The sequence below is a fragment of the Micromonospora sp. L32 genome, assembly GCF_052068055.1.
Classification (GTDB): Bacteria; Actinomycetota; Actinomycetes; order Mycobacteriales; family Micromonosporaceae; genus Micromonospora; species Micromonospora purpureochromogenes.
In genome coordinates this window covers 341,813-367,553 of the sequence record NZ_JBQHDD010000006.1, presented here as the reverse complement: position 1 = coordinate 367,553, position 25,741 = coordinate 341,813, and the positions used below count along the sequence as shown (strand labels likewise).

The following is a 25,741-nucleotide window of genomic DNA, read 5'->3' as shown; positions in this document are numbered from 1 at the left end:
CATGTCCACCATGGCTGTCCCCGACGTCGCCGTCGCCACGGTCGACGAGGGGTTCTGGACCCGCAACCGCAAGATCGGCGCGGTCCTGCTGGCGCTGGGCGTGCTCGCCGCCGCGCTCTTCGGGGCGCTCGCCACCGACCGGCAGGCGCGCTTCACCCTCAGCGAGACCGAGGGCGGCGCGGCACTGGAGATCAACGGCACGATCGGCGCGATCCTCTTCGGGATCATCGCCGCCGCGGCCGGCGCCGCCCTGCTGGCCGGGATCCCGAAGCGTTGGTTCACCCTGGCGCTCGGCGTCGGGCTGGTCGCCTTCGTGCTGAGCTTCCTCTGCTGGCAGGTGTCGGCCGCCCCCGAGGGCCGCAACTTCATGCCGCTGGTCAACATCGTCCGGGGCACCTTCATCCTGGCCCTGCCGCTGATCTTCGGCGCGCTGGCCGGCGTGCTCTGCGAGCGCTCCGGCGTGGTCAACGTGGCGATCGAGGGACAGCTGCTCATGGGCGCCTTCAGCGGCGCGCTCTTCGGCAGCATGTTCAACAGCGTGTGGGTCGGCCTGGTCGCGGCGGCGATCGGCGGGGCGTTCATCTCGCTGCTGCTGGCCGTCTTCGCGATCCGCTACCTGGTCGACCAGGTGGTCATGGGTGTCGTGCTGAACCTGCTGGCGGTCGGCATCACCGGCTTCCTCTACGAGCGGCTGATGCAGACCAACGCGCAGAAGTACAACAGCGCTCCCCGCTTCACCAACTGGGAGATCCCGCTGCTCAAGGACATCCCGCTGATCGGGCCGGCGCTGTTCCGCGGCAACATCTTCCTCTACCTGGGCCTGCTGCTGGTGCTGGTCATCCACATCGCGCTGTTCCGCACCCGGTGGGGCCTGCGGACCCGCTCGGTGGGCGAGCACCCGACCGCGGCGGACACCCTCGGCGTCAAGGTGCTGGGGCTGCGCTACCGCAACGTGCTGCTGGCGGGCGTGGTCGCCGGCATCGGCGGTGCCTCCTACACGCTGGCGCTCTACAGCTTCACCAAGAACATGATCGGCGGTAAGGGCTTCATCGCCCTGGCCGCGCTGATCTTCGGCCGGTGGAGCCCGACCGGGGCGCTGCTCGCGGCCCTGTTCTTCGGCTTCGCCGACCAGCTCGCCACCTACCTGGGCGCGATCGGCAGCAGCATCCCGAGCCAGTTCCTGGCGATGCTGCCGTACCTGGCGACGATCCTGGCGGTGGCCGGCCTGGTCGGCCGGGTGCGCGCTCCCGCAGCCGACGGCAAGCCGTACATCAAGGGCTGAGCCTCCGGCAGAGGCCAGATCCGTGCCCGGTGGGGGATACCCCGCCGGGCACGGTCGTTTCCGGGCCGGGCGGGTGCGGGCTGGTGTCGGCGGACACCAGGGATACCCCTTCCCGCGCCCGACCAGGGTGACTTGGGCAGAATGGTGGGATGACCGAGATCGACTGGGAGCGACTGCGGGCCGCCGCCACCGAGGTGATGCGGCACGCGTACGTGCCGTACTCGAAGTTCCCGGTCGGGGCGGCCGCCCTGGTCGACGACGGCCGGGTGGTGACCGGCTGCAACGTGGAGAACGCCGCGTACGGCGTCACGCTCTGCGCCGAGTGCGGGGTGGTCTCCGCCCTGCACGCCAGCGGCGGTGGCCGGCTCGTCGCGATGTCCTGCGTCGACGCCACCGGCGAGCCGCTGATGCCGTGCGGGCGCTGCCGGCAGCTGCTCTGGGAGAACGGCGGGCCGGAGTGCCTGGTCGAGTCCAAGGGCCGGCCGCTGCGCATGGCGGAGCTGCTGCCGCACGCCTTCGACGTGGCCGACATCGAGGCGGTGACCGGGGAGCAGCCGGTTCCGGTGGTGCCGGAGCGGCTGGCCGCCTGGCGGGGGCGGGGCACCGTCTTCGTGCACCCCGACATGTCCGCCGGGCAGCAGGTCTGGACGGCGTACTGGGAGCGGTCGGCGGGGGACGCCGAGGGCGCCGAGACCGGGGTGCTGGAGGAGGGCCCGAGCTGGGACGAGCCCGCCGAGGCGATCACCTGGGGGCACGCCCGGACGCCCCGGGTGGTGGTGGTCGACGCGAGCGGCACCATCTTCTGGGCCGGCGAGGGCGAACCGCCGATGGAGATCCCCACCCGCTGGCCCGCGGGCTGAACCCCTGCGCGGCGTACCGCCGATCAGCAGAACCAACAAGCAGAGGAACTCGACGATGAGTGCGTTCACGGCGGTCGACGTCATCCGTACCAAGCGGGACGGGGGAGTGCTGAGCGACGCCCAGATCGACTGGGTGGTCGACGCGTACACCCGGGGGCTGGTCGCGGACGAGCAGATGTCGGCGCTGGCCATGGCGATCCTGCTGCGCGGGATGACCCCGCCGGAGATCGCCCGGTGGACCGCCGCGATGATCGCCAGCGGCGAGCGGCTGGACCTCTCGCCGGTCTCCCGGCCGACCGTGGACAAGCACTCCACCGGCGGGGTCGGTGACAAGATCACCCTGCCGCTCACCCCGCTGGTCGCGGCCTGCGGCGGCGCGGTGCCGCAGCTGTCCGGGCGCGGCCTGGGGCACACCGGCGGCACGCTGGACAAGCTGGAGTCGATCCCCGGCTGGCGGGCGGCGCTGAGCAACGACGAGTTCATCTCCCAGCTGCGCGAGGTCGGCGCGGTGATCTGCGCGGCCGGCGAGGGGCTGGCCCCGGCCGACCGCAAGCTGTACGCGCTGCGCGATGTCACCGGCACCGTCGAGGCGATCCCGCTGATCGCCAGCTCGATCATGAGCAAGAAGATCGCCGAGGGAACCGGTGCGCTGGTGCTCGACGTCAAGGTCGGTTCCGGCGCGTTCATGAAGTCCGTCGACGACGCGCGGGAACTGGCCCGGACGATGGTCGAGCTGGGCGGCGCGCACGGCGTGCGGACCGTCGCCCTGCTCACCGACATGTCCACCCCGCTCGGCCTGACCGTCGGCAACGCGGTCGAGGTGACCGAGTCGGTGGAGGTGCTGGCCGGGGGCGGCCCGGCCGACGTGGTGGAGCTGACCCTGGCACTGGCCCGGGAGATGCTGGACGCGGCCGGCCTGCCGGACGCCGACCCGGCCGCCGCGCTGCGCGACGGACGGGCGATGGACGCCTGGCGCAGGATGATCCGCGCCCAGGGCGGCGACCCGGACGCGCCGATGCCGACCGCCAACGAGGTCGAGGTGGTCCGCGCCCAGGCCGACGGCTTCGTCGAGTCCGTCGACGCGTACGCGATCGGGGTGGCCGCGTGGCGGCTCGGCGCCGGGCGGGCCCGCAAGGAGGACCCGGTCAGCGCCGCCGCCGGCGTGGTGCTGCACAAGCAGCCCGGCGACCGGGTCCGGGCCGGCGACCCGCTCTACGAGCTCCGCGCCGACCAGGCCACCCGGATCCCGGCGGCGCGGGCCGAGGTCGAGCTGGCGGTCCACCTGGCGCCCACCGCGCCGACCCCGTCGTCGCTGGTCATCGAGCGGATCGGCTGAACGGCCGACCGCCCGAGACCGGTCGGCCGGTGGGGGAACCTCGGCATGGTGCCGACCCGCCACGGGCGCTATTCTCCCAGCCCAGGGGGAGAGGCCGGCGGTGACGCCGGCGCGAGCAGACAGGGACTTCGACCGTGTTGGTACCCGCCCCCGATCCCCGGGAAGTCCGTGAGGCGAGCCTGGACGAGCTGTCCCGGTTGCGCCTGCCGTTGCCGCCTCCCCAGTTTCCGTTGGTGTGGGAGCCGGGCGACGAGATCGAGTTGCGTCCCACCGGGGAGATCGAGGCGCGGATCGCGGTCCTGCACCTGATCCTGGCCCGCTGCTTCGGGATGCCGCCGCAGGCGGCGATGAGCTGGCTGCTCGACTCGCACCTGGTCGAGATGGTCACGCCGCCCGAGTGGCAGTTCGTGATGGGCGGCAAGGGCGACCACCGCTCGTTCGTGCTGCACCACGACGCGCTCTTCTCGCTGGCCTGGGTGCTCGGCCTGAGCAAGCAGCTCGACCCGACCATCCCGGTCGACGAGCGGTTGGTGGAGCGGATGCCGCACCTCGCCGGCGGGGAGACGTTCGGCCAGTGGCGGGCCCGGATCCTGGCCGCGCCGCAGCACCCGGCCGACGCCGCCGCCCTGCTCGATCTGCACTACTGCCTGGACTGGGCGTACCTGGAGGCGGAGAAGCGCGGTCAGCCGCTGCCGGGGCTGGTCGACGCCAACGCGATCGGCCAGCGGCGCTGGGCGCTGGAGTGGGCGGTGATGCTGCGCGGGCCGTACCACGACGAGCCGCCGGGCTGGGAAGAGGTCGACCTCTCCACCTGAGCCCGGGTCAGCGCGGGCGCCAGACGGTGAGCCGGACGGCGGCGGTGACCGCCACCGGCTCCGGCAGCGCGGCGATCCGGGCGGCCAGCCGTTCCGGGTCGGTGTGCCAGGCGCTGGGGCCCATCCCGACCAGGGTCGCCACCTCGGCCCGGCTCAGCCGCAGCCGGGCGGTGTGCGCGGCGCCGCGCTCCTCGGTGAAGTGACCGGCCAGGCTGTCGGCGACCCGGTCCGCCTTGGCCGGGTCCACCCGCAGCAGGTCGAGCGCGTCGACCAGCTCGGCGAGGTGCGCGTCGGTCGGGGTGACCACCAGCAGCGCCCCGGCCGGGTCGAGGACCCGGTGGAACTCCGCGCCGTTGCGCGGGGCGAAGACGTTCAGCAGCACGGCGGTCGAGGTGTCGGCGAGCGGCAGCCGCTGCCAGGTGTCGGCCAGCGCCGCCGCAGCCCTCGGGTGGGCCCGGGCCGCGCGGCGCAGCGCCGGCTTGGAAACGTCCAGGGCCAGACCCACCGCGTCGGGCAGCGCCGCCAGCACCGCGGCGAGGTGCCGGCCGGTCCCCGCCCCGGCGTCCACCACCAGCGGGTACGCCCCGACGTCCGGCTCGCCGTCCGCCCGCCGGCCGGCGCTCGTCGGGCCGACGACCCGGGTGGCCGCCTCGGCCAGCGCGGCGGAGATGACGTCGTAGTGCCCGGCGGCCAGGAAGTCCGCCCGGGCGGCGACCATGTCGGCGGTGTCGCCGACGTGCGGGGCGCGGCCGGTGAGCAGGTTGACGTACCCCTGCCGGGCGACGTCGAAGCTGTGCCGGCGCGGGCAGCGCAGCGCGCGGGTGTCGGGGGCCGTGGCCAGTGGTTCGGCGCAGACCGGGCAGCGCAGCCGGGCCAGCACGGCCGGGGGCATCCCGGCCTCGGGCGGGTGCGGCGCGGTCACCCGGTGAGCCTACGGGAGCGGCTCGGGGCCCCGGCCGGACGCGCGCCCGGCGTCGCCGCTCCCGGCCAGCCGGTCGACGACCCGGTGGGTGAGCCGGTCGAGCGCGGCCAGTTCGTCCGGCTCCAGCAGGTCGATCAGGTGCCGGCGGACGGCGGCGACGTGGCCGGGGGCGGCGGCCTCGATCGCCCGTCGGCCCTCGGCGGTGAGCACCACCACCGAGCCGCGGCCGTCGGTGGCGCACTCCTCGCGAACGACCAGCCCGCGCTGCTGCATCCGGCTCAGGTGGTGGGAGAGGCGGCTGCGTGACCAGAGCATCCGGTCGGCCAGCTCGCCCAGCCGCAGCCGCCCGTCCGGTGCCTCGGAGAGGTCGGAGAGCACGTCGTAGTCGGGCTCGGAGAGCCCGGCGTCGCGCATCAGGTCGCGGGCCAGCTCGAGGTCGAGCAGCCGGCGCATCCGGCGGTAGCCGCGCCAGGCGCGGTCCTCGCGGTCGTCCAGCCAGCGGGGTGCGTCCATGGCGGTCAGCCTAGCCGGATGGTTGACACGTCATCTACATCGCTCCTAGGTTGGTGACATGTCAACCAGATTGTGGGAGCTTTTCGGTGAGCGGGGTCGCGGCGTCCTGGTGACGCTGCGCCGCGACGGCCGGCCCCAGCTGTCCAACCTCGACTACCTCGCCGAGCCGGGCCTGATCCGCTGCTCGACCGTCGGCGACCGGGCCAAGGCGCGCAACCTGCGCCGCGACCCCCGGGCCAGCTTCCACGTCACCACCCCCGACGGCGGCGCGTACGCCGTCGCCGAGGGGATCGTCACCCTCACCCCGCCCGCCGCGACCGAGGACGACGCCACCGTCGAGGAGCTGGTCGAGGTCTACCGCCGGATCCGGGGCGAGCACCCCGACTGGGCGGAGTACCGGGCGGCGATGGTCGCCGACGGGCGGCTGGTGATCCGGCTCGCCGTCGAGCGGGTCTACGGCTGGCGACCCTGAGCCGGCTCACCGTCGCGTCCCTGAACCCGGTCGACCGGCCCGGTCAGCGGGGGCCGCTCCCGCTCGGGGCCGGCTCGTCGAACGACCGGTGCGCTCCGGCGACCACGCAGCCGGGCCCGGGCAGCCGATAGAACGCCCAGCCCGAGAGATAGCTGCCGTTCGCCTCCTGCTGGCGCAGATGCACCGCGAGCATCAGCCCCGCCGGGATCCGGTCCGGATGGATCACCAGCAGCCCGGCCCCGGGCTCGGCGAAGGTCACGGCGGCGTTCGGCCCGAGCCCGACGGCGAGGTCCGGTCGTACCTCGGTGCCCCGGTCCCCGGGCGGGCAGGCGGCCTCCGGTCGGGTCTTGACCAGCGTCGCCCGGGCGCCGATCCGGCGCAGCTCGTCGTTGACCCGGGTCGGGTCGGCGGTGTCGGCCACGGTCACCGTGACCGTGCCGTCGGAGGCCGACGCGCTCGCCGACGGCGTCGTCGCCGTCCCCGCGGGTGCGTGCGGGCGGCCGGCGACCACCGCCGCCGTGCCGGCCGCGGCCAGCGTCGCGAGCCCGACGGCGACAACGGCGAGTCGCCGTCGCGCGGCGGTCACCGGTCGGCGGCGCGCCGGGGCGATCTCCCGGAGCAGCGCGTCACGGCGTACGCGGACCCGTTCGGCGGGCAGGTGCGGCAGGTCCGGGCGGAGCGGACTGTGGTCCATCGGGTCGGTCCTCCATCGCGAGGTCGGCGAGCACGCCGGTGCGCAGCTGACGGTGCGCCCGGGCCAGGCGGGACTTGACGGTGCCCAGCGGGATGCCGAGCGTGACGGCGGCCTCGGCCTGGGTCTGTCCGAGCCAGACGCAGGCCTCCACCACCTCCCGGTCCCGGCGGGCGAGCCCGGCGAGGTGGCGGTGCACGGCGGCCACCCGTCGCTCGGCGTCCACCCGCTCGACCACCGCGTCGGCGTGGTCGGCGGCGGGCTCGGGCGGCGGCACCCGGTCCAGCGCGGCCCGGTGCCGCCGCAGCGACCGGTGGTGGTTGCGGCTGACGCCCAGCGCGATGCCGTAGAGCCAGGGCAGGACGCTCGCGCCGTACGGCACCATCGCCCGTCTTCGCCGCCAGGCCTCCAGGAACACCACCGAGACCAGGTCCTCCGCGGCCGACCACGCCCCCGTACGCCGCAGGCAGTAGCCGAACACCGCGTCCGCGTGCCGCTCGAAGAGCGTGCCGAAGGCCGTGGTGTCACCGTCGAGGCTCCGGGCCCAGAGCTCTCGGTCGTCAGTCATGTCGCGCCCTCCCTGCCCCTGTCATGTCCGTACGGGGTGGTGCGGTTCACGGCGACTCGCCGGCCCGGCGGTCCCGTCCCTGGGTCGGTCGGGGGCTGACTAGGGTCTGAGCATGGTCGCAATCCGATACGAGGACATCGTCAAGGTCCCCAAGGCGCTGCTGCACGATCATCTCGACGGCGGCCTGCGGCCGGCGACGGTCGTCGAACTCGCCGCCGAGGTCGGTCACGAGCTGCCCACCACCGACCCGGAGGCGCTCGGCCGCTGGTTCGTGGAGGCGGCGAACTCGGGTTCGCTGGAGCGCTACCTGGAGACCTTCGCGCACACCGTCGCCGTCATGCAGACCGCGCCGGCGCTGCGCCGGGTGGCCCGGGAGTGCGCGCTCGACCTGGCCGCCGACGGGGTGGTCTACGCCGAGGTGCGGTTCGCCCCGGAGCAGCACCTGGAGCAGCACCTCACCCTGGACGAGGTGGTCGAGGCGGTGGTGGCCGGCTTCGTCGAGGGCAGCGAGCAGGCCGCCGCGGCCGGCACGCCCGTCCGGATCGGCACCCTGCTGACCGCGATGCGGCACGCCGCGCGCTCGCAGGAGATCGCCGAGCTGGCGGTGCGGCACCGGGACACCGGGGTGGTCGGCTTCGACATCGCCGGCGCCGAGGCGGGCTTCCCGCCCACCCGTCACCTGGACGCCTTCGAGTACCTGCAGCGGGAGAACTTCCACTTCACCATCCACGCCGGCGAGGCGTTCGGGCTGCCCTCGATCTGGCAGGCCATCCAGTGGTGCGGCGCGGACCGGCTCGGGCACGGGGTACGGATCGTCGACGACATCACCTCCGGGCCGCCGCCGGTGCTCGGCCGGCTGGCCGCGTACGTGCGGGACAAGCGCATCCCGCTGGAGCTGTGCCCGTCGTCGAACGTGCAGACCGGTGCCGCCGCCTCGATCGCCGACCACCCGATCGGGCTGCTGCGCGACCTGCGGTTCCGGGTCACGGTCAACACCGACAACCGGCTGATGAGCGGCACCTCGATGTCCCGGGAGATGGCGCTGCTGGTGGACGCCTTCGGCTACGGCTGGAAGGAGCTCCAGTGGTTCACCATCAACGCCATGAAGAGCGCCTTCATCCCGTTCGACGAGCGGCTGCGGATCATCGACGAGGTGATCAAGCCGGCGTACGCGAAGCTGCTGGCCTGATCAGTGGTGCGGGTGGCTGGCGACCAGGCCGGCCACCCGCCGCAGCACGTCGCGCGCGCGGGCGGCCTCGGCGCCCAGCCCGGTCTGCCGGCGCAGCACCGCCGGCTCGGCGCGCAGCAGCGCCACCCCGCGCCGCAGCAGGACCTTCGGCGCCTTGCGCTGCTCGGCGAGGTCGCGGGTCAGCCGGCGGACGAAGGTCGTGCCGCGCGGGCGCCGCAGCGCGTACGCCCCGGCCAGCAGCCCCCGGCGGCGGCACTCCTCGACGATCTCGGCGGCGAAGATCCCTTCGGCGACGAAAAGTGGCGATCCGGCCACCTCGAATGGCCGGGTGGCCACCCGTCGGTCGGCACCGATCGCATAAACCGGCACTTCGGCCTTGCCCTCCTGGGCCAGTCGGGCAATTGTGTCCACGGCCGTCCCGGCATCCCACGAGTCGGGCGAGTCCCAGTCCACCTGTCCGTTCTGGCGCGGCAACGTAGGGTCATCGCCGTCCTTGTAAAAGTCGTCCAGGCAGAGCACCGGAAGTCCGGTTCGATGGGCTATATACGACTTTCCAGAGCCGGAGGGGCCAGCGAGCAGGACAACGCGGTGACGATATTCCATTACGTTCGGTAACTCCGGCCAGACGGATTGCTATCAAATTGCATCAACATCTCATCACACCTTCGGCGACCGCCAACCTGGGCTTTCTCTTTCCGGGGCGGCGTGATGGAATCTCGGAGGTCCGACCCGCCGGGTCGGTCGCTGGGCGTTGCCCGGGGCAACGCGGGGACGCTGCAATCGCGAGGGCGGTGACGTGAGCAAACGGCCGAAGACGGCGGGCTCCTTCCTGTCGCGGCTACGCCGGCCGGCTGGCCGGCTCCGCGACATGCCGATCTGGTCCAAGCTCGGTCTCATCATGATCGTGCCGACCATCGCCACGGTCGTCGTGGGCACCAGCGGTCTGGTGGACCACCTGCAGACGCTCAACAATGCCAACCGGGCGGGCGAACTGGCCAACCTGGTCGGGTACTCGGGTGACCTGGTCAACAGCCTCCAGGACGAGCGCACCGCCGCCGTCCTGCTGCTGGGCGCGCCCAAGGGCCAGCCCCGGGACCAGTACCAGGAGGCGTACAACCGGGTCAACCAGCGGGTCGACCGGGCCAAGGCGCCGTACTCGCAGCAACGGCTGGAGATCGATGATCTCCCGGCCAGCCTCGAGACGCTGCTGGACCGGATCGACCAGAATCTGAGCGACCTGCCCGGCACCCGGAGCCAGGTCTACAACGGCAAGCTCAGCCTCAGCAACGCGATCGGGTCGTACCAGGGCCTGATCGACCAGCTGATGAGCGTCCGCGACTCGACCACCCAGCTCGCCGGCGACAACGACCTGAGCGACCGGATGCGGGCCGCCGCGGCCGTCGCGCGGGAAAAGGAGTTCCTGTCGCTGCGCCGGGTGGCGGTGCACCGGGTGCTCCTGCAGAAGGCGTACATCGCTCCGCTGCGCGACGACTTCATTCGCAGCCAGCAGGGCGGGGAACTGGCGACACAGACCTTCCAGTCGGTCGCCAACCAGTCCGAGCGCGAGCTGTACCGGCAGACCGTCGCCGGCTCCGACCTGCGTCAGGCGCAGGCCTACAGCGGCTTCATCAAGTCCCGTGACACCGAGAGCATCGCTGGGGTCGAGTTCGGCACGGACCAGTGGGACGCGGCCATGGTTTCCAACGCCGCGCTGATCCGTGCCGTCGAGGTCAAGCTCGACGGCAACGTGGTCCGGCAGGCCGACGAACTCCGCTCCGACGTGCAGCGCCAGGTCTTCCTGGAGACCGGCCTGCTGCTGAGCATGCTGCTGCTGGCGATCCTCTTCGCGTACCTGGTCGCCCGGTCGATGGCCCGCTCGCTGCGCGACCTGCGCCAGGGCGCCCTGTCCATCGCCCAGTACGGCCTGCCGCAGGCGGTGGCCCGGCTGCGCGACCCGCAGGTCAGCGGCCAGCTCTCCCCGGCGCAACTGGCCAACCAGATCGCCGAGCCGCTGCCGGTGCGCAGCAAGGACGAGTTCGGCCAGGTGACCGAGGCGTTCAACGCGGTCCACCTGGAGGCGGTCCGCACCGCCGCCGAGCAGGCCGCGCTGCGCTCCTCCGTCGCGACGATGTTCGTCAACCTCGCCCGCCGTTCGCAGATCCTGGTCGACCGGCTGATCGGTCACCTCGACCGGCTGGAGCGCGGCGAGGAGGACCCGGACCGCCTGGCCGAGCTGTTCCAGCTCGACCACCTGGCCACCCGGATGCGCCGCAACGACGAGAACCTGCTGGTCCTCGCCGGTGCCGACTCCACCCGGGTGCAGCGCGAGCCGGCCGCCCTGATCGACGTGCTGCGCGCCGCGCAGTCCGAGGTCGAGCACTACACCCGGATCGAGTTCGGGATCATCGACCGGGACATCGAGGTCGCCGCCCACGCGGTCAACGACATGGTGCACCTCGTCGCCGAGCTGTTCGACAACGCGACCGCGTTCTCGCCGCCGGACTCGCAGGTCATGGTCGAGGCGCGCCGCATTGGCGACCGGGCCACCCTCTACGTCGAGGACCACGGCATCGGCATCAGCCAGGAGCAGCTGGGCGACCTCAACGAGCGGCTCGCCACGCCGCCCCAGGTCGACGTCGCCGTCTCCCGGATGATGGGCCTGGTCGTGGTCGCCCGGCTGGCCTCGCGGCACGGCGTCAAGGTCGAGCTGCGTCCCGGCTCCGACCGGGGCACGGTGGCCGAGGTCACCATGCCCACCTCCGTGCTGGTCCCCCGGGCGCTCACCGGTCGCGGCCAGCCCGCCCCGGCGCTGCCCGCGGCCACGCCCAGCCCGCAGCAGTTCGGTGCGGCCCCGACCTTCGGCGCGGCCCCGGCCTTCGGCGCGCTGCCCGCGCTGGGCAACGGCCCGACGCCGACCCCGCGTACCGGCGAGTCCGGCAACCAGGTCACCCTCGGCGGGCGGGCGTTCGACCCGGCCCCGCACGGCTCGCCGGCCAACGCCGGCGGGGGGCGCTCCATGCCGGCCTGGTCGGACCTGACCGGTGCCAGCGCGCTCAACGGTAACGACGGCTTCACGCCCCGCTCCACCAACGGGCAGCAGATCGACCCGCTGCCGCAGCGGCGGTCCGGCGACACCGACCCGGTCACCGGCCAGCAGCCGGTGATCCCGCGGCAGCTGCCGAGCAGCCCGGAGGCCCGCCCCTACAGCGCGCCGCCGGTCCCGCCGGTGTCCGCGCCGCCGCTCCCGCCGGTCTCCGGCGCCCCGGTCTCGGGTTACCCGGTCTCGGCCTCGCCGTACTCGGGCCCGCCGGTGTCGGCCTCGCCGTACTCGGCGCCGCCGGCCTCGCCGTACTCCGCACCGCCGGCCTCGCCGTACTCGGGGCACCCGGTCTCCGCCCAGCCGTACTCGGGTCAGCCCGTGTCGGCCGCCCCGGTCTCCGCCCAGCCGGCGTCCGCGCCGCCCCGGCAGAGCCCGCCGAGCCCGGCCGCCCCGCCGGCCTGGCCGCCGGTGCCGAACCAGGAGCAGGCCGCCCCGCCGGTGCCCGAGCGGCTCGCCGCCGCGCTGGACATGACCACGGAGCTGCCCCGGGTCGCACGCCCCGAGCCGACCCAGCAGACCGCGCAGCCGTCCGCGCCGGCCACCCCGCCGGCCGTGCGGCAGCCCGCCGCGCCGCAGGTCCGCGCGGCGCAGCCGGCCCCGGTGAACCGGCCGCCGACTCCGCAGGAGACGGCGAACCGGCAGCGGTACGCGGACGAGACGATGGAGCTGCCGATCTTCCGGGAGCTCGAGTCGGCCTGGTTCCGTACCTCCCGCAAGCCGGGTCCGGAGGAGGCGGCCGCTGCCGCCGCGGCCGCCAAGCCGGCGGCCAATGGCACCGCGACCCAGCAGATGCCCGCCGTCGACGCCCCCGGTCGCTCCGTCCCGAACACCGCACCACGGACGACAGGTAACGCACCGATGGCAAACACTCCGATGGCCGGAGGGACGCCGCGCGACAACGGCTCGGCGACCAACGGCGGCGGCCGCCCCGGTCAGGCCGAGGGTCTGCCCACCCGCCGGCCCACCGCCCCGCAGTCGGCCGGCTGGCAGACCGCGGCCGACGACGGCTGGCGTGCCGCCGTGGCGGCCTCCGAGGTGCCGGTGGCGGCCACGACCGAGACCGGTCTGCCGAAGCGGACGCCGATGGCCCAGCTCGTCCCGGGCGCGGTGGAGAAGCCGACCATCTCGGCGCAGCGGCGTACGCCCGAGGCGGTGCGTGGTCTGCTGTCGGCCTACCACCGCGGCGTGCAGCGCGGGCGCAGCAACCCCTCGGACAGCAACCCCACCAGCTCGGAGGCGACTCCGGGAGGGCAGCAATCCTCGCAGTCTGGCTCCGGCCCGGCGGCCGGTAGCGGGCAGAAGGAGCAAGAAGGATGACAACTACGCAGGATCTCGGTTGGCTCCTCGCCAACTTCGCCGACCGGGTGCCCGGTGTCGCGCACGCGGTCGCCGTCTCCGCGGACGGCCTGCTCCTCGCGTCGTCACGGGACCTGCCGCGCGACCGGGCCGACCAGTTGGCCGCCATCGCCTCCGGTCTGGTCAGCCTCACCCAGGGCGCGGCCCGCTGCTTCGAGGGTGGCGCGGTGTTGCAGACCGTCGTCGAGATGGACAACGGTTTCCTGTTCCTGATGTCCATCTCCGACGGTTCCTCCTTCGCGGTGCTGGCCGCCCGCAGCTCTGACGTGGGCCAGGTCGGCTACGAGATGGCCCTGTTGGTCGACCGGGTGGGCGACGCGCTGACCCCGCAGCCCCGCACGGCCGTCGGGATGATGGGCTGACCGAGCTGACCACCGGGTCGGCACGGCAGCAACGACACGACAACAACGACGAGTTCCACCGGGCGAGAGCCGGTGCCGGGTACGAAGGAGGTGAGCGGCGACATGGCCGATCGTGACGAGCCAACCGGAGCGTTGGTCCGTCCATACGCCGTGACCCGTGGTCGTACCCGTCCCCGGCTCGACATCGCCATGGAGGCGCTCGTCGAGACGACGGTGCGCGGTCGCGCCGCTGCCAGTGGCAACGGCGGTCAGGGCCGCGAACACCAGTACATCGCCGCGCTGTGTGACGGACGCGTGCAGTCGTTGGCCGAGATCGCGGCGCGAATGCAGCTTCCGTTGGGTGTGGCCCGGGTGCTCATCGCCGACATGGCGACGGATGGCCTGGTCGCGGTCCACGAGCCGACCATCCTGGACGACTCCGACGACGCGGTGGGCACTGAACTGCTGGAGAGGGTGCTGAGTGGACTTCGCAGGCTCTGACATGTCGCACCGGCCGCCGGCCCCGAGCGGGCGCGTGACGTCGGCGAAGATCGTTATCGCCGGTGGATTCGGCGTCGGCAAGACGACCTTGGTCGGCTCGGTCTCGGAGATCACGCCGCTGACCACCGAGGCCATCATGACCAGCGCGGGCGTGGGCGTCGACGACACCCGGCAGGTGCCGGGCAAGACGACGACCACGGTGGCGATGGACTTCGGCCGGATCTCGATCGACCGGGACCTGATCCTGTACCTGTTCGGTACGCCGGGCCAGACGCGGTTCTGGTTCATGTGGGACGAGCTGGTACGCGGCGCGATCGGCGCCGTCGTCCTGGTCGACACCCGCCGGCTGGCCGACTGCTTCGCGGCGATCGACTTCTTCGAGCACCGGCGGCTGCCGTACCTGGTGGCCATCAACTGCTTCGACGGGATGCAGTACCACGACCCGCAGGATGTCCGGGACGCGCTGGCGATCTCGACGGACGTGCCGGTGGTGGCCTGCGACGCCCGGAACCGGGAGTCGACCAAGCACGTGCTGATCTCGCTGGTCGAGTACGTGCTGACCATGCGCCGCTCGCGCGCGGTCGCCCCGGCCTGACCGGCCTCGACGCGCCCGGTGGCGGCTTCGGCCGACGCCGGGCGCGTCTGCGCGTCCCGGGCCGGCCGGAACTCGATGTGGCGGCGCTCCGCTGCCTGCTGACCCGGTCCCGAGTGGACGCACCGACAGCCCCGAGCGCCGTAGCCCCGCGCGCGCCGCAGCCCCGCGCGCCGGTGGTGCCGGTGCCCGGGGCTGCGGGTGGGAAGAGGGTCGGGAGAGGGCTTGGCCGAGGGTCAGGAGACCCGGGCCCAGCTGCCCTGGGTGAGCTGGTAGACGCCAGCGAGTCGCGCTCCATCCCGCCGTGCGGATCGGCGCGAAGGCGTACCACCCGGCCAGCAGGTGGAAGGCGCTTTACCCGGGTTCAGGAACGGTAGCCGGCCGACCGGAACTCGTACTCGCGGTCGTCGTCGCGCTCGGCCGGGTCGCGGCTGAAGTCCCAGCCGCCGGCTGACTCGCGACCCGGTCGCCCGCCGACCGCGAACCCGCCGATCTCCTGGCCGCGACGCCAGCCGCGGAAGTAGCCGGTGGTGTTCTCGGCGAGGCTCGCCGCGTCGCGGACGATCCGCAGCGGACGCTCCTCGCGCAGCGGCGAACCGGGCACCAGGTTGGCCTGCGGGACCCGCTTGGGCAGGCCGGCGGAGGTCTCCGCGCCGACCGCCGGGCGAGCCGCCTGCTCGGCGGCCTGCCAACCGGTGTCGGCGGTGGTCGACCAGTCCAGCTCGGACTCCTCCTCGCTGTGGCCGACGAACCAGGCGGACCTGGCCTGCGCGAAGATCAGCAGGTCGCCGTCGCCCTCGTCGGAGATCGGCGGGGGCCGGTGCTCCATCGGCGCGGGGCGGCGCTCCGCCGGCTCGGGCCGGCGCTCCGGGGCCGGGCGGTCCGCCCGGGAGGCACGCCCGGAACGGCTCGCCTCCTCGCGGTCGACCAGCCGCAGCGGGGGCGTCTCCAGGCGCGGGTCGCCGCCCGGGGCCGGACCGTCGCGCAGGGCCCGGTCCGCCAGCGGCGGGGGCTCGACCAGCCGCAGCATCGGCGGCTCCGGCGGCAGGTCGTCGGCGAGCCACGGTGGGGTGACCCGACGCTTCGAGCCGGGGTCGGTCGGCGCGTCCACCTGCCGGCCCGCGCGCTCGCCGTACGACGGCACGACCGGGTTGTTGGCGGAGCTGTCGGCCGGGTCCTCCGGGTTGTTGACCAGCGGCCAGTTCGCCCGGGAACCGGGCGGAGCGGACTCCGCCTCGGGGCGCGGGGTCGGCACCGGGATGCTCAGGTCGGTGGCGCTGAAGCCGCCGGTGGGCGCCGACAACGCGCCGTTGGTCTTCGGGCGGGGCGGGATGACCGTGCGCTGCCGCTCGGCGCGGGCGCTGTTGATCGCCGCCGTGGTCAGGGTCGGCCGGAACGGCTCGCCCGCCTCGGCGGGGGGCACGTTGCCGCGCTGCGCCGGGGCGATCGGCGTGATGCCGGGCGGCGGCGGGGGCGGTGCGGAGACCGGACGGTTGGTCGGGGGGTCCCGGCGCACCACCGGCATGGCGGGATCGGTGCCCCGGCGCACGGCGGGCATGGCCGGGTCGGTGCCCCGGCGGACCAGCGGCATGCCCGGGTCGGTGCCGCGGCGCGCGGCGGGCATGGCCGGGTCGGTGCCCCGGCGGACCAGCGGCATGCCCGGGTCGGTGCCGCGGCGCACGGCGGGCATGCCCGGGTCGGTACGCGACGGCGGCGCCGAGGTCGGGCTGGCCGCGGCGGCGGGAGTGACCGGCGCGGGCGCGACCGGTGGCGGCGCGACCGGGGCCGGTGCGACCGGCGGCGGACCGAGCGGCCGGGGGATGGACGGCAGTGACCCGCCGGAGACCGGCTCGGGCCGGCTGCGCCGGCCGGTGGGGGTGGGGCGTTCGGGCTCGGCCGGCCGGACGGTACGCAGCCCCGTCGTGCCGCCACCGAGGGCGGACAGCTCGCCGACCGGCTCGCCGCGTCGGGCGGCGGCCCGCCGGCCGGGTGCCGGAACAGGCGTGGTGACCCGGGCGCTGAGCGCGCCCACCAGGGCCTCGCAACCGGCGTCGCAGGCCCGTACCGCGGCGACCGCCTGACGGACGGTCTCCGCGACGGCGGAGGTGAGCGCCCGGTTGACGGTGGCCCGGCGGGGGGTCTCGGAGATGGCCACCCGCAGGGCGGTGACGGCGGCATCGATCTCGTCGGGATCGGCCACGCCGTCGGCGGCCAGGTGCGCGGCCACCGCCTCGGCGGCGACCGAGATGTCGCGCCCCTGGGCGGTCGTGCCGCCGAGCATGCCGGGCTCGGGGAGGGCGTCGAGCACCGCGAGCGACACCGGCTCGGCCGGGTCCGGGTACGCCCGGAGGGCGGCCGGGTAGAGCTCGCGCAGCACCTCGCGCAGCGCCACGGCGGCCGAGTGGCGACCGGTGGACAGGGCGGCGTGCGCCGCCAGGACCTGCTTGAAGCCGGCCAGGTCCCGGGGTGCCGGCAGGGTGACCGCGGAGAGCGCCCCGGCCTGCAGGGCGCGGGCCAGGCCCACCGCCCGCCGCTCGGCCGGCGGCGACTGCATCTCCTCCAGCGAGTCGTCGTCGGCGAAGCGCTCGGCGAAGTCGTCGACCGAGTCGTCGTCGGCGATCGCGAGTGGACGCCCGGCGGCGCTCAGCAGCGAGGTGACGGTGTGGTCGTCGCTGTCGGCCGCGATCGCCGCGCCACTCGGTCCGCCCGACCGCTCCACGAGCAGCGCGACCAGCTGGGCGTAGCCCGTCGGGTCGTCACCGATCTCGCAGACATGCAGCAGCCGGCCTGCGTCGTCGACCACAGCGGACGTCAGCGACGATCCGGCCGATGCCGGTCGGTCGGCCGGATCCGCCGAGGCCAGACCGCAGTACACGCGCACGAGCGCCACGGCGTCGTCCTCCTCCCGGGACACAGGTCTTTTCTCTGCCAGAGACTGATGCTCCCCGCTCGGGGTCAGTCGCGCCAGTCCACGACAGCAGAGATCTTGCCGACAATGGTGCGCCAACCCAAGCTTGCGGTTTGTGCCCCGATTTTCTTGAGCCGCCGCCGGCCGAGGAAACCACCGATTCCGCCGTTGACAGATGCCCTCAGCGCCTCGTCCAGGTCGTCCAGGCTGGAGCCGGCGGAGAGCATGTCGAGCACTGCGGGTAGCCGCAGCGCGTACGACAGGTCACGGGCCACCTCACCGGCCTCGATCAGCAGCGTCGGGTCCCACGTGTCGTGCCCGCCGCGCAGGTTCTCCACTACCAGGTCCAGCTCGTACATGTCCTCGTCGAGCGGCGCGATGTCGGCCGGTTCCACCCGTTCGGACAGTTCATTCCAGCTGTCCAGTTGGGACATGTCGTTGGGCGCGCCGGAACGGATGAAACTGACCAGCGCCTCGGGGGTCTTGAAGAGCAGCAGCCGCCCCTTGTGGGTGAGGAAGACCGGCACCTCCTCGTCGGCCGCCGCGTCCTGCTCCTCCTCCTCCTCCGCCTCGGACTCCTCGTCCTCGGCGTCGGCCTTGCGCTTGCGACCCGCGGGCCGGCCGGCCTCCTCGTCCTCCTCGGCGGAGAGCGCGGCGAACTCCTCGTCGAGGATCACCACCTCCTCGTCCTCGGCGTCCTCGGCCTCCACGACCTGGCGGCGGGCGAGGAACGGGTCGTCCTCGTCGCGCTCGGCGACGTCGGTCGGGGTCAGCTCCCGGGCCGGCCGGTACGCGCGCAGCGTGAAACCGGTGCCGGCGGGGAGAGCGATCTCCACCGGGTCGATCCGCAGCTCGTCCCAGAGGGAACGGTCGGCCGAGCCGCGCTCCACCTCGGGCTCGACCGGCCCGTCGGTGGCGTCGAGCTCGGGCTCGTCGGCGTCGGGCCGTTGGGGCGACTGGCGGGCCACACTGACCTCCGGGTGCGTCGGGTTGCCCACTCGCCGACACTTCCGGTCGGCTAGTGACTCTGGGCACATACCCTAGTGGTCAGCCCGGCGGGACCGGACCCCGCACCCCGCTGGCGATCCGCACGGCGGACAAGTAGCGTTACTACGTATGAGGGCTCAGGCGCTGCACGGACACCTCGACGCGCTGCTGCTCGCGGTGCTGGAGCAGGGCGCACTGCACGGCTACGCCATCATCGAGGCGCTGCGGGCCCGCAGCGACGGCAACCTCGATCTGCCCACCGGCACCATCTACCCGGCCCTGCGCCGGCTGGAGCGGGCCGGGCACGTGGCCAGCTCGTGGAGCACCGTCAGCGGCCGGGAGCGGCGCACGTACGAGCTGACCGACTCCGGCCGCCGGGCGCTGGCCGGCGAGCGGGCCGGCTGGCGCGAGTTCAGCGCGACGGTCGGCCGCTTCCTCGGCCCCGACACGCCCCCCACCGCCCCCGCCTGACCGCACCGCCCCGGCTCGCCGACCCGCCGCCCACCGGCGCCGCTCCCGCAGCCTTCGTCCGTCATGATCGTCTGCACTTCTCCGGCTCGACACGCCGGCTGGCCCGTCGGAAAACTGCAGACGATCATGGACCGGCTCACGCCGTGCCGGTTCGGTGCCGTGCCGGGCCAGGCGGCCGCAGCGTCGCGCCAGGCTGGGCCGGGCGGGCGTCGAGGCGGCGGGTCAGTGGGCGGCGCGCAGCCAGCCGCGGGCGGCCCGGGCGAGGGAGAAGTAGCCGGCGCCGACCAGCACCGCGCCGATGATCATCGGGGGCCAGCTCAGGGCGGCGTCCCAGAGCTGCACCGACCAGGCGAACAGGGCGACCCCGACGACCGCGCCGAGCGCCAGCGCGCCGGTCAGGCCCAGCCCCACCAGCCGGCCGGCCACCGGCACATCGGCCCGACCGCGCCGTGCCGCGCCCGCCCCGAGCACCAGCGCGGCCAGGGCGAAGCCGGCCACGCCGAGCCACACCCAGTTCACCGAGGCGGAGAGCAGCTGGTAGCCGGCGGGCGGTGGCGGGCCGCCGCTCCAGCTGGAACCCCGCCAGGTGAGGTCACCGGCGACCAGCAGGACCAGGGCCACCGCGAACGCCCGTACCGACAGCCCCCGCAGCGCTGCCGCCGCCAGTTCCGCCTGGTAGGCCGGCGCCAGCTGGGCCGGTGCGCCGAACTCGGCCACCGCCCGTCGCTCCGCCTCCGCCGCCGACAGCCCACCCTCCCGGTACGCCTCGGCGGCGTCGTCCAGCGCGTCCCGCAGCTCGACCATCAGCTCCGCCTTGAGCCGGGCCGGCCCGCGCAGCCGGTCGTCCAGCTCGCGCAGCCGGTCCGCCACCCGTACGTCTTCGCAGCCCCGCATGTGGCCACCCTGTCACGTCGACGGGGCGGCCGCGTCGGGGAGATACCCGGAACCGGGCTCAGGGGGCCAGGGCGAGGTACCCCCGCTCGGCCGCCGCCTGGAGCAGCCACTGGTCGCGGTACCAGCCGGGGGTGGCCATCAGCTCGGCGTGCCGGCCGCGCTGGACCACCCGCCCGGCGTCGAGCACCACGATCTCGTCCAGCCCGTCGAGGCCGCTGAGCCGGTGGCTGATCAGCAGCACCGTGTGCCCGGCCGGGGTGGCGGCCAGCGCGGAGGCGAGCACCGCGTCGGCGGCGGCCGGGTCGAGCCCTTCGGTGGGCTCGTCCAGCACCAGCACGCCCGGGGCGGCGAGCAGCGCCCGGGCCAGGGCGAGCCGCTGCCGCTGCCCGCCGGAGAGCTGGCCGCCCTCCTCGCCGACCACCGTGTCCCAGCCGTCCGGTTGCTCGCGTACCCAGTCGAGCAGGCCGGCGGCCCGGGTGGCGGCGGCCAGTTCCTCCTCGTCGGCGGCGGGCCGGCCGAGCAGCAGGTTGTCCCGGACGGAGGCGTGGAACACGTACGCCTCGGCGAGCAGCCCGCCGATGGCGCGGGGCAGTTCCTCGGCCGGGTACGCCGACAGGTCCACCCCGTCCAGGGTGACCCGGCCGGCGTCGGGGTGCACCGCGCCGGTGAGCACGGCGGCCAGGGTGCTCTTGCCGGCGCCGCTCGGCCCGACCACGGCGACCCGGCGGCCGGCCGGAAGATCCAGATCGACGCCGTCCAGGGCCGGGGCGGCACCCTCCCGGTACCGCACGGTCACCCCGTCGAACCGCACGTCGTGCCCGGCCCGGGAGGCCACCGTCGCCCCGCCGTCGGGAGCGGTCGGGGCCGGCGCGGTGTCGAGCAGCGTGGCGACCCGGTCGAGGCCGGCGCGCAGCTGGGTGCGCTGCCGGGCCGCGCCGACCAGGGCCAGCGCGATCTCCACCGCGGCCAGGGTGCCGACGGCCAGCACGCCGACCAGCACCCCGTCGACTCCGGCGCGCAGCGCGGTGAGCACCACGCCGGCGGCGGTCAGCCCGGCGACCAGCACCCCGGCCGCGTCGACGGCGAACCCGGTCCGGGCGAGCCGGCGTTCCAGCCGGGCCAGCCGGTCGGCGCGGTCGGTTGCGGCCCGCAGCGCGTACCCGGTGGCGCCGAAGGCGGCCAGGTCGGCTGCGCCGTGGGTGAGGTCGACGGCGTCGGTGGCGAGCGCCCCGCGCAGCGGCGCGACCTCGTCGGCGGCCCGCCGGGTCAGCGCGGTGGCCAGTACGGGCAGCGCGACCCCGGCGACCAGCAGGCCCACCGCGAGCACCCCGGCCGAGGGTGGCGAGACCAGCGCGGCCCCGCCGACGGCCAGCAGGCTCACCAGCGCGGCGGCGGCCCCGGGGACGAGCACCCGCAGCAGCAGGTCCTGGACGGCCTCGACGTCGGAGACGAGCCGGCTCAGCGCGTCCCCGGACCGTTGTTCGGCGGGCCCCCGACGGGCAGCGAGGGTGGCGAAGACCCGGGCCCGCACGTCGGTGATCATGCGCAGCACGGCGTCGTGGCCGGCGAGTCGTTCGGTGTAGCGGAACACGCCCCGGCCGATGGCGAGCGCCCGGACGGCGACGATGGCGACGGTGAGCCGGTCCAGCGGCGGTCGGCCGGCGGCGCTCATCAGCAGCCAGGTGGCGGTGGCCATCAGCGCCAGTCCGGCGAACTCCGTCGCCGCGGCGAGCAGCCCCGCGCCGACCAGCCGGCCGAGGTACGGCCGGGCCAGCCGCAGCACGGTCCGCTCCGCGCCGGTACGGACGGTGCCGGCGCCGGCCGGTGGTGGCGGCACCTCCGCCGGGGTCGGGCCGCCGGTGTCGCGGCCCTCCGGGTGGACTCCTCCGGTGCTCATCGGGTCGCCTCCCCGGCGGGGATCGGGGTCAGCTCGGTGACCCGGCCGTCCTCGATCCGGAGGATCCGGTCGGCGTCCGCCAGCAGCGCGGGCCGGTGCGCGACCAACAGCGCGGTACGCCCCGCGACGAGTCGCCGGGTGGCGGCCAGCACCACCGCCTCGCTGGCGCTGTCGAGCCGGGCGGTCGGCTCGTCGAGGAGCACCAGCGGGGCGTCCCGGAGGAAGGCCCGGGCCAGCGCGACGCGCTGCCGTTGCCCGCTGGACAGGCCGTGCCCGCGCTCGCCCAGCGTGGTGGAGAGCCCGTCGGGCAGGTCCGCGACCACGTCCTGGAGCGCGGCGTCGGCGACCGCCGTGGCGAGCGCCGCGTCCGGGGTGTCGGGGGCCCCGAGGCGGATGTTGTCGGCGAGCGAGGCGGCGAAGAGGTGCGCCCGCTGCGGCACCCAGGCGACCTGCCGGCGCCAGGCGTCCCGGTCCACCTCGGCCAGGTCGACGCCGTCGACGGTGACCCGGCCGGAGGTGGGGGTGACGAAGCCGAGCAGCAGGCCGAGCAGGGTGCTCTTGCCGGCGCCGCTCGGCCCGATGACCGCGATCCGCTCGCCGGGCCGGATGGTCAGGTTGACCTCGCGCAGCGCGGTGGTCCGCTCGTACGCCACGGTCACGTCGGTGAAGCGGATCTCGCCGTGGCCGTCCGGCGCCGGGGCCGGCTCGCCGGCCGGTGCGGCGGCGGCCGGGGCGGCGGAGACGGTCAGCGCCTCGTCCAGCGCGGTGAGCCCCTCCATGCTGGCGTGGAACTTGCTGCCGGCGGCCCGCAGCGGCAGGTACGCCTCCGGGGTGAGCAGCAGCACCAGCAGCGCGGTGGAGAGGGTGATCCCGCCGCTGAGCAGCCGGATACCGACCGGCACCGCGACCAGCGCCACCGACAGGGTGGCGACCAGCTCCAGCACCAGCGCGGAGAGGAAGGCGATTCGCAGGGTCTTCATGGTGGCGACCCGATGCCCGTCGGCCATCCGGCGCACCACGTCGGTCTGGGCCCGGGCCCGGCCGAAGGCGCGCAGCGTGGGGAGCCCGGCGACCATGTCGAGGAAGTGCCCGCCGAGCAGCGACAGCCGTCGCCACTGGCGTTCGGTGGCGGCCTGCGCCTGCCAGCCGAGCAGCGCGCCGAAGACCGGGATCAGCGGGATGGTCAGCGCGATGATCAGCGCCGACCCCCAGTCGGCGAAGACCAGCCGGGCCAGCACGGCCAGCGGCACGGTCACGCTGAGCACGAGCTGCGGAAGGTAGCCGGTGAAGTAGGCGTCCAGCGCGTCCAGGCCCCGGCCGGTGAGAGTGGCGAGCTGACCGGCGCGCTGCCCGGCGACCCAGCCCGGCCCGTGCCGGCCGACGGCGGCGAGCAGGTCGGCGCGGAGCGTCGCCTTCACGGTGGCCGCCGCCCGCGCCGCGACGGTGCCCTGCCCCCAGGCGACCAGCGCGCGTGCGCCGACGGCGGCGACGAAACCGGCCAGCGCCACCGTGTCGAGCCGGCCGTCGATCGCGGTGGCCAGCAACGCGGCGAGCGCGGTGGCCTGGGCCACGACCAGCAGCGCCGTCAGCCCGCCGAGAACCGCGAGCACGGCGAGGTCGCGCCGGGCCGCGGGGACCCGACGCAGCAGACGCGGGTCGAAGGGACGGCGGTTCACCAGTACACCGGTGCCCTGCCGTCGGTCCGTCCCCGGAAAACCCACCAGCACATCGCCTGAAAGCCTAGTAGGGCCGGCAGGAGCGGCAGCGTCAGCCAGCCCAGCAGCCGCAACGTCGGGCCGCTGGCCGCCGCGTCGGCGACGCCGAGCGAGGCGGCCGGGTCGACGGTGGAGACCAGCACCGAGGGCCACAGGGTCGCCCCGACCAGCGCCACCGGCAGCGCCAGCGCCACGCCGGTGGCAGCGAAGGCCACGCCGGGCCGCCCCCGGCCCAGTGCCGCCCGCGCCACCAGCATCGCCGCGACCAGCGACAACGGCAGGAGTACGGCGAACAGCGGGCGCGCCGCGGCGGCGCGTACCCGGTCGGAGAGCAGGCCCAGGACGGTGGCCGTGGCGACCGCGGCGAGCGCCACCGGGATCAGCCGGCGGGCCAGCCGGCCGACCGCCGCGGCGTCGGCGGCCGGCAGCCGGAGGGTGAGGAAGCTCGCACCGTGCACGGCGACCAGGGCGAGCATCGCGAGCGCGGCAGCGGCGGCGAACGGGGTGGCCAGGTGGGTCACCCCGGCGACGTGACCGTCGGCGTGCCGGGGTACGCCCTGGAGCAGGCCGCCGAGCAGCGCGCCCCAGCCCAGCGCGGCGAGCGCGCTCCCGGCGACCACCACCCGGTCCCAGCGGGCGCGGGTCGCCTCGGCCGTGGGTCGGCTGCGCAGCTGCACCCCTGCGGTCACCAGGATCACCCCGACCAGCGCCCCGACCACGGCCGGGTAGAAGCCGGAGAGCAGCTCGCCCTCCAGCGTGGGGAAGGCGCCGAAGAGGATGCCGACGGCGGCGACCAGCCACACCTCGTTGCCGAGGAAGAACGGGCCGAGCGCGGTGAGTGCCGCGCGCCGGCGGGCCGGGTCGGTGCCCCGGGCCAGCAGCAGCCCGACGCCGTAGTCGTAGCCGCCGAGGACCAGGTACGTGGCGAAGAAGAGCCCGAGCAGGGCGTACCAGGCGAGTTCCACGGTCGTCTCCTCAAGCGAAGGCGGGTTCGGGGCGGGCGTCGTCGTCCCGGCCGCCGGGCGGGCGGCCGAGCGCGGGGTCGGCGGCGCCCCGGGCGGCGTGCCGGGCGAGCAGCGTCCAGTTGGTGACGGCGAGGGCGCCGAGCAACAGGCTGAAGCCGACCAGGGAGGCGAGCATCATCCCGGCGTCCACCCCGGAGACGGCCTGCCCGGTGGGGAGCAGCCCGTACGCCACCCAGGGCTGGCGGCCGACCTCGCGGGCGATCCAGCCCAGGATCACCGCGACGAAGGGCAGCGGCAGGGCGAACAGGATCAGCCAGAGCGGGAAGCGCAGCCGGATGACCCAGTCCCGCCAGAGCAGCGGCAGCAGCAACCAGACGCAGCCGATCGTGAAGCCGATCAGGATCATGAAGCCGAGCCCCACGTTGGAGAGCACCGGCGGGCTGTAGTCGCCGGGGCCGAACCGGGCGGTCCACTCGGCGACCAGGGCGTCGGCCTCCGGTCCGCCACCGAACTTGGTGGGCTGCACCTGCGCGACCGGGCCGAACTGGGCGAAGCCGAAGCCCTGCACCAGGGTCACCGCGACCGCGGCGGTGACCAGCCCGATCCGCAGCGAGGTGCGGAACAGCGCGAAGTCCGGCGTCCGGCGGATCAGGTGCCAGGCGCTGACCGCGGCCATCAGCACCCCGCCGGTGAGCAGCGCGGCGGCGACCACGTGCCCGAACGCCATGCCGAGGGACGGGTTGGTCAGCAGCGCGGTGAAGTCGGTGAGGTGGGCGACGCCGTCGCGCAGTTCGTAGCCGACCGGGTTCTGCAACCAGGAGTTGGCCACCATGATCCAGAAGGCGGACGCGTACGCGGTCAGCGCGACGCCCCAGAGCAACGCGAGGTGCACCCCGCGACGCAGCCGGTGCCAACCGAAGATCCACATGCCGAGGAACGTGGACTCCAGGAAGAACGCCACCAGCGTCTCGATCGCCAGCGGCGCCCCGAAGACGTTGCCGACGTAGCGCGACAGGCCGCTCCAGTTCAGCCCGAACTGGAACTCCATCACGATGCCGGTGGCGATGCCGAGCACGTAGTTGATCACGTAGAGCTGACCCCAGAAGCGGGTCAGGCGCTCCCAGGCCGGGTTGCCGGTGAGGAACCAGGCCGTCTGCAAGCCCACCAGCAGCGTGACCAGGCCGAGGGTGACAACCACGAAGAGGAAGTGGATCGAGGTGGTGGTGGCGAACTGCAGGCGCGCGAGGAGCAGGGTGTCCATGACCGCTCTCCAGGGTTGGCTCGCTTGTCGTAGCGATCCTACACGTAGTTTCTCTACGCATATCTACTACGCACTGTCGTAGAAGATGCTACGACAGTGCGTAGT

General features: G+C 74.6%; 23 protein-coding genes. 11 read left to right on the top strand and 12 right to left on the bottom strand.

Annotated features, from left to right (window positions below; translation table 11 throughout):
• The first annotated feature begins 1 nt into the window (after position 1).
• The 4 genes from ACTMTB_RS19040 to ACTMTB_RS19025 all read left to right on the top strand — a co-directional run bounded on the left by ACTMTB_RS19040 (position 2) and on the right by ACTMTB_RS19025 (position 4,293).
• On the top strand, positions 2–1,282 hold the full coding sequence (locus ACTMTB_RS19040; RefSeq protein WP_441147362.1) for an ABC transporter permease: 1,281 nt from the start codon (positions 2–4) through the stop codon (positions 1,280–1,282).
• A gap of 149 nt (positions 1,283–1,431) precedes the next feature.
• Positions 1,432–2,142, top strand: a complete 711-nt coding sequence (locus tag ACTMTB_RS19035) for a cytidine deaminase (protein WP_088964039.1) — start codon at positions 1,432–1,434, stop codon at positions 2,140–2,142.
• Between the two features lie 55 nt (positions 2,143–2,197).
• Complete coding sequence (locus tag ACTMTB_RS19030) at positions 2,198–3,478, top strand: thymidine phosphorylase (RefSeq protein ID WP_441147360.1); 1,281 nt, start codon at positions 2,198–2,200, stop codon at positions 3,476–3,478.
• A 134-nt stretch (positions 3,479–3,612) separates the two neighbouring features.
• Positions 3,613–4,293, top strand: coding sequence for a DUF4272 domain-containing protein (locus ACTMTB_RS19025; RefSeq protein WP_154939685.1), 681 nt, complete (start codon positions 3,613–3,615; stop codon positions 4,291–4,293).
• 7 nt (positions 4,294–4,300) lie between these two features.
• Here the strand turns inward: ACTMTB_RS19025 and ACTMTB_RS19020 are convergent, their stop codons facing one another.
• Positions 4,301–5,185, bottom strand: a complete 885-nt coding sequence (locus tag ACTMTB_RS19020; protein WP_441147636.1) for a putative RNA methyltransferase — start codon at positions 5,183–5,185, stop codon at positions 4,301–4,303.
• Positions 5,186–5,224: 39 nt separating this feature from the next.
• Entirely contained in the window at positions 5,225–5,728 is a 504-nt protein-coding gene (locus tag ACTMTB_RS19015) for a MarR family winged helix-turn-helix transcriptional regulator (RefSeq protein WP_441147358.1), read from the bottom strand.
• Positions 5,729–5,786: 58 nt separating this feature from the next.
• Here ACTMTB_RS19015 and ACTMTB_RS19010 point away from each other — a divergent pair, with 58 nt between their 5' ends.
• Positions 5,787–6,200: a PPOX class F420-dependent oxidoreductase gene (locus ACTMTB_RS19010; protein WP_441147356.1), complete on the top strand. Its 414-nt coding sequence runs from the start codon at positions 5,787–5,789 to the stop codon at positions 6,198–6,200.
• 43 nt (positions 6,201–6,243) lie between these two features.
• On the opposite strand, the gene ACTMTB_RS19005 is transcribed toward ACTMTB_RS19010, so the two are convergent.
• Together ACTMTB_RS19005 and ACTMTB_RS19000 are read right to left on the bottom strand one after the other, a co-directional pair.
• Positions 6,244–6,894: a hypothetical protein gene (locus ACTMTB_RS19005; RefSeq protein ID WP_441147354.1), complete on the bottom strand. Its 651-nt coding sequence runs from the start codon at positions 6,892–6,894 to the stop codon at positions 6,244–6,246.
• Positions 6,827–7,459: an RNA polymerase sigma factor gene (locus ACTMTB_RS19000; RefSeq protein ID WP_334451462.1), complete on the bottom strand. Its 633-nt coding sequence runs from the start codon at positions 7,457–7,459 to the stop codon at positions 6,827–6,829. Before ACTMTB_RS19000 ends, ACTMTB_RS19005 begins: the two co-directional genes overlap by 68 nt.
• Positions 7,460–7,571: 112 nt before the next feature.
• On the opposite strand from ACTMTB_RS19000, the gene ACTMTB_RS18995 reads away from it, so the two are divergent.
• Positions 7,572–8,648 (top strand): adenosine deaminase, encoded by a 1,077-nt coding sequence (locus ACTMTB_RS18995; protein ID WP_441147352.1) that lies wholly within the window; start codon positions 7,572–7,574, stop codon positions 8,646–8,648.
• Here the strand turns inward: ACTMTB_RS18995 and ACTMTB_RS18990 are convergent, their stop codons facing one another.
• Positions 8,649–9,101, bottom strand: coding sequence for an ATP-binding protein (locus ACTMTB_RS18990; protein ID WP_441147350.1), 453 nt, complete (start codon positions 9,099–9,101; stop codon positions 8,649–8,651). It abuts the gene before it with no gap.
• Positions 9,102–9,444: 343 nt separating this feature from the next.
• Here ACTMTB_RS18990 and ACTMTB_RS18985 point away from each other — a divergent pair, with 343 nt between their 5' ends.
• The 4 genes from ACTMTB_RS18985 to ACTMTB_RS18970 all read left to right on the top strand — a co-directional run bounded on the left by ACTMTB_RS18985 (position 9,445) and on the right by ACTMTB_RS18970 (position 14,541).
• A complete protein-coding gene (locus tag ACTMTB_RS18985; RefSeq protein WP_441147348.1) occupies positions 9,445–13,065 on the top strand; it encodes a nitrate- and nitrite sensing domain-containing protein in 3,621 nt (1,206 codons plus the stop codon).
• Positions 13,062–13,466 carry a roadblock/LC7 domain-containing protein gene (locus tag ACTMTB_RS18980; RefSeq protein ID WP_132186590.1) on the top strand — a complete coding sequence of 135 codons (405 nt, stop codon included), beginning with the start codon at positions 13,062–13,064 and terminating at the stop codon, positions 13,464–13,466. The genes ACTMTB_RS18985 and ACTMTB_RS18980 overlap by 4 nt, the downstream gene beginning before the upstream one ends.
• A gap of 102 nt (positions 13,467–13,568) precedes the next feature.
• On the top strand, positions 13,569–13,946 hold the full coding sequence (locus ACTMTB_RS18975) for a DUF742 domain-containing protein (protein ID WP_088964879.1): 378 nt from the start codon (positions 13,569–13,571) through the stop codon (positions 13,944–13,946).
• Position 13,947: 1 nt separating this feature from the next.
• Positions 13,948–14,541: a GTP-binding protein gene (locus ACTMTB_RS18970; protein WP_088964027.1), complete on the top strand. Its 594-nt coding sequence runs from the start codon at positions 13,948–13,950 to the stop codon at positions 14,539–14,541.
• A 361-nt stretch (positions 14,542–14,902) separates the two neighbouring features.
• Here ACTMTB_RS18970 and ACTMTB_RS18965 read toward each other — a convergent pair whose 3' ends face one another.
• Together ACTMTB_RS18965 and ACTMTB_RS18960 are read right to left on the bottom strand one after the other, a co-directional pair.
• The gene (locus tag ACTMTB_RS18965; RefSeq protein WP_441147345.1) at positions 14,903–17,452 is read right to left on the bottom strand and encodes a transposase; all 2,550 of its coding nucleotides are present in this window, start codon (positions 17,450–17,452) and stop codon (positions 14,903–14,905) included.
• 41 nt (positions 17,453–17,493) lie between these two features.
• Entirely contained in the window at positions 17,494–18,444 is a 951-nt protein-coding gene (locus tag ACTMTB_RS18960) for a DNA primase (RefSeq protein WP_441147343.1), read from the bottom strand.
• Positions 18,445–18,562: 118 nt separating this feature from the next.
• Here ACTMTB_RS18960 and ACTMTB_RS18955 point away from each other — a divergent pair, with 118 nt between their 5' ends.
• Positions 18,563–18,904 carry a PadR family transcriptional regulator gene (locus ACTMTB_RS18955; protein WP_154939662.1) on the top strand — a complete coding sequence of 114 codons (342 nt, stop codon included), beginning with the start codon at positions 18,563–18,565 and terminating at the stop codon, positions 18,902–18,904.
• A 222-nt stretch (positions 18,905–19,126) separates the two neighbouring features.
• On the opposite strand, the gene ACTMTB_RS18950 is transcribed toward ACTMTB_RS18955, so the two are convergent.
• The 5 genes from ACTMTB_RS18950 to ACTMTB_RS18930 are packed head-to-tail and all read right to left on the bottom strand — an operon-like array spanning position 19,127 to position 25,636.
• The gene (locus ACTMTB_RS18950; RefSeq protein ID WP_441147340.1) at positions 19,127–19,798 is read right to left on the bottom strand and encodes a permease prefix domain 1-containing protein; all 672 of its coding nucleotides are present in this window, start codon (positions 19,796–19,798) and stop codon (positions 19,127–19,129) included.
• Between the two features lie 58 nt (positions 19,799–19,856).
• Entirely contained in the window at positions 19,857–21,695 is a 1,839-nt protein-coding gene (gene cydC / locus ACTMTB_RS18945; RefSeq protein WP_441147338.1) for a thiol reductant ABC exporter subunit CydC, read from the bottom strand.
• Positions 21,692–23,371: a thiol reductant ABC exporter subunit CydD gene (gene cydD, locus ACTMTB_RS18940; RefSeq protein ID WP_441147336.1), complete on the bottom strand. Its 1,680-nt coding sequence runs from the start codon at positions 23,369–23,371 to the stop codon at positions 21,692–21,694. Before cydD ends, cydC begins: the two co-directional genes overlap by 4 nt.
• Positions 23,368–24,375 (bottom strand): cytochrome d ubiquinol oxidase subunit II, encoded by a 1,008-nt coding sequence (locus ACTMTB_RS18935; RefSeq protein WP_441147334.1) that lies wholly within the window; start codon positions 24,373–24,375, stop codon positions 23,368–23,370. Before ACTMTB_RS18935 ends, cydD begins: the two co-directional genes overlap by 4 nt.
• 10 nt (positions 24,376–24,385) lie before the next feature.
• Complete coding sequence (locus ACTMTB_RS18930; protein WP_441147332.1) at positions 24,386–25,636, bottom strand: cytochrome ubiquinol oxidase subunit I; 1,251 nt, start codon at positions 25,634–25,636, stop codon at positions 24,386–24,388.
• Positions 25,637–25,741: the final 105 nt, after the last annotated feature.

Coding starts and splice junctions, on each gene's coding strand:
- ACTMTB_RS19040 (WP_441147362.1), top strand. CDS start 2: ATGTCCACCATGGCTGTCCCCGACGTCGCCGTCGCCACGGTCGACGAG.
- ACTMTB_RS19035 (WP_088964039.1), top strand. CDS start 1,432: ATGACCGAGATCGACTGGGAGCGACTGCGGGCCGCCGCCACCGAGGTG.
- ACTMTB_RS19030 (WP_441147360.1), top strand. CDS start 2,198: ATGAGTGCGTTCACGGCGGTCGACGTCATCCGTACCAAGCGGGACGGG.
- ACTMTB_RS19020 (WP_441147636.1), bottom strand. CDS start 5,185: ATGCCCCCGGCCGTGCTGGCCCGGCTGCGCTGCCCGGTCTGCGCCGAA.
- ACTMTB_RS19015 (WP_441147358.1), bottom strand. CDS start 5,728: ATGGACGCACCCCGCTGGCTGGACGACCGCGAGGACCGCGCCTGGCGC.
- ACTMTB_RS19010 (WP_441147356.1), top strand. CDS start 5,787: ATGTCAACCAGATTGTGGGAGCTTTTCGGTGAGCGGGGTCGCGGCGTC.
- ACTMTB_RS19005 (WP_441147354.1), bottom strand. CDS start 6,894: ATGGACCACAGTCCGCTCCGCCCGGACCTGCCGCACCTGCCCGCCGAA.
- ACTMTB_RS19000 (WP_334451462.1), bottom strand. CDS start 7,459: ATGACTGACGACCGAGAGCTCTGGGCCCGGAGCCTCGACGGTGACACC.
- ACTMTB_RS18995 (WP_441147352.1), top strand. CDS start 7,572: ATGGTCGCAATCCGATACGAGGACATCGTCAAGGTCCCCAAGGCGCTG.
- ACTMTB_RS18980 (WP_132186590.1), top strand. CDS start 13,062: ATGACAACTACGCAGGATCTCGGTTGGCTCCTCGCCAACTTCGCCGAC.
- ACTMTB_RS18975 (WP_088964879.1), top strand. CDS start 13,569: ATGGCCGATCGTGACGAGCCAACCGGAGCGTTGGTCCGTCCATACGCC.
- ACTMTB_RS18970 (WP_088964027.1), top strand. CDS start 13,948: ATGTCGCACCGGCCGCCGGCCCCGAGCGGGCGCGTGACGTCGGCGAAG.
- ACTMTB_RS18955 (WP_154939662.1), top strand. CDS start 18,563: ATGAGGGCTCAGGCGCTGCACGGACACCTCGACGCGCTGCTGCTCGCG.
- ACTMTB_RS18950 (WP_441147340.1), bottom strand. CDS start 19,798: ATGCGGGGCTGCGAAGACGTACGGGTGGCGGACCGGCTGCGCGAGCTG.
- cydC (WP_441147338.1), bottom strand. CDS start 21,695: ATGAGCACCGGAGGAGTCCACCCGGAGGGCCGCGACACCGGCGGCCCG.
- ACTMTB_RS18930 (WP_441147332.1), bottom strand. CDS start 25,636: ATGGACACCCTGCTCCTCGCGCGCCTGCAGTTCGCCACCACCACCTCG.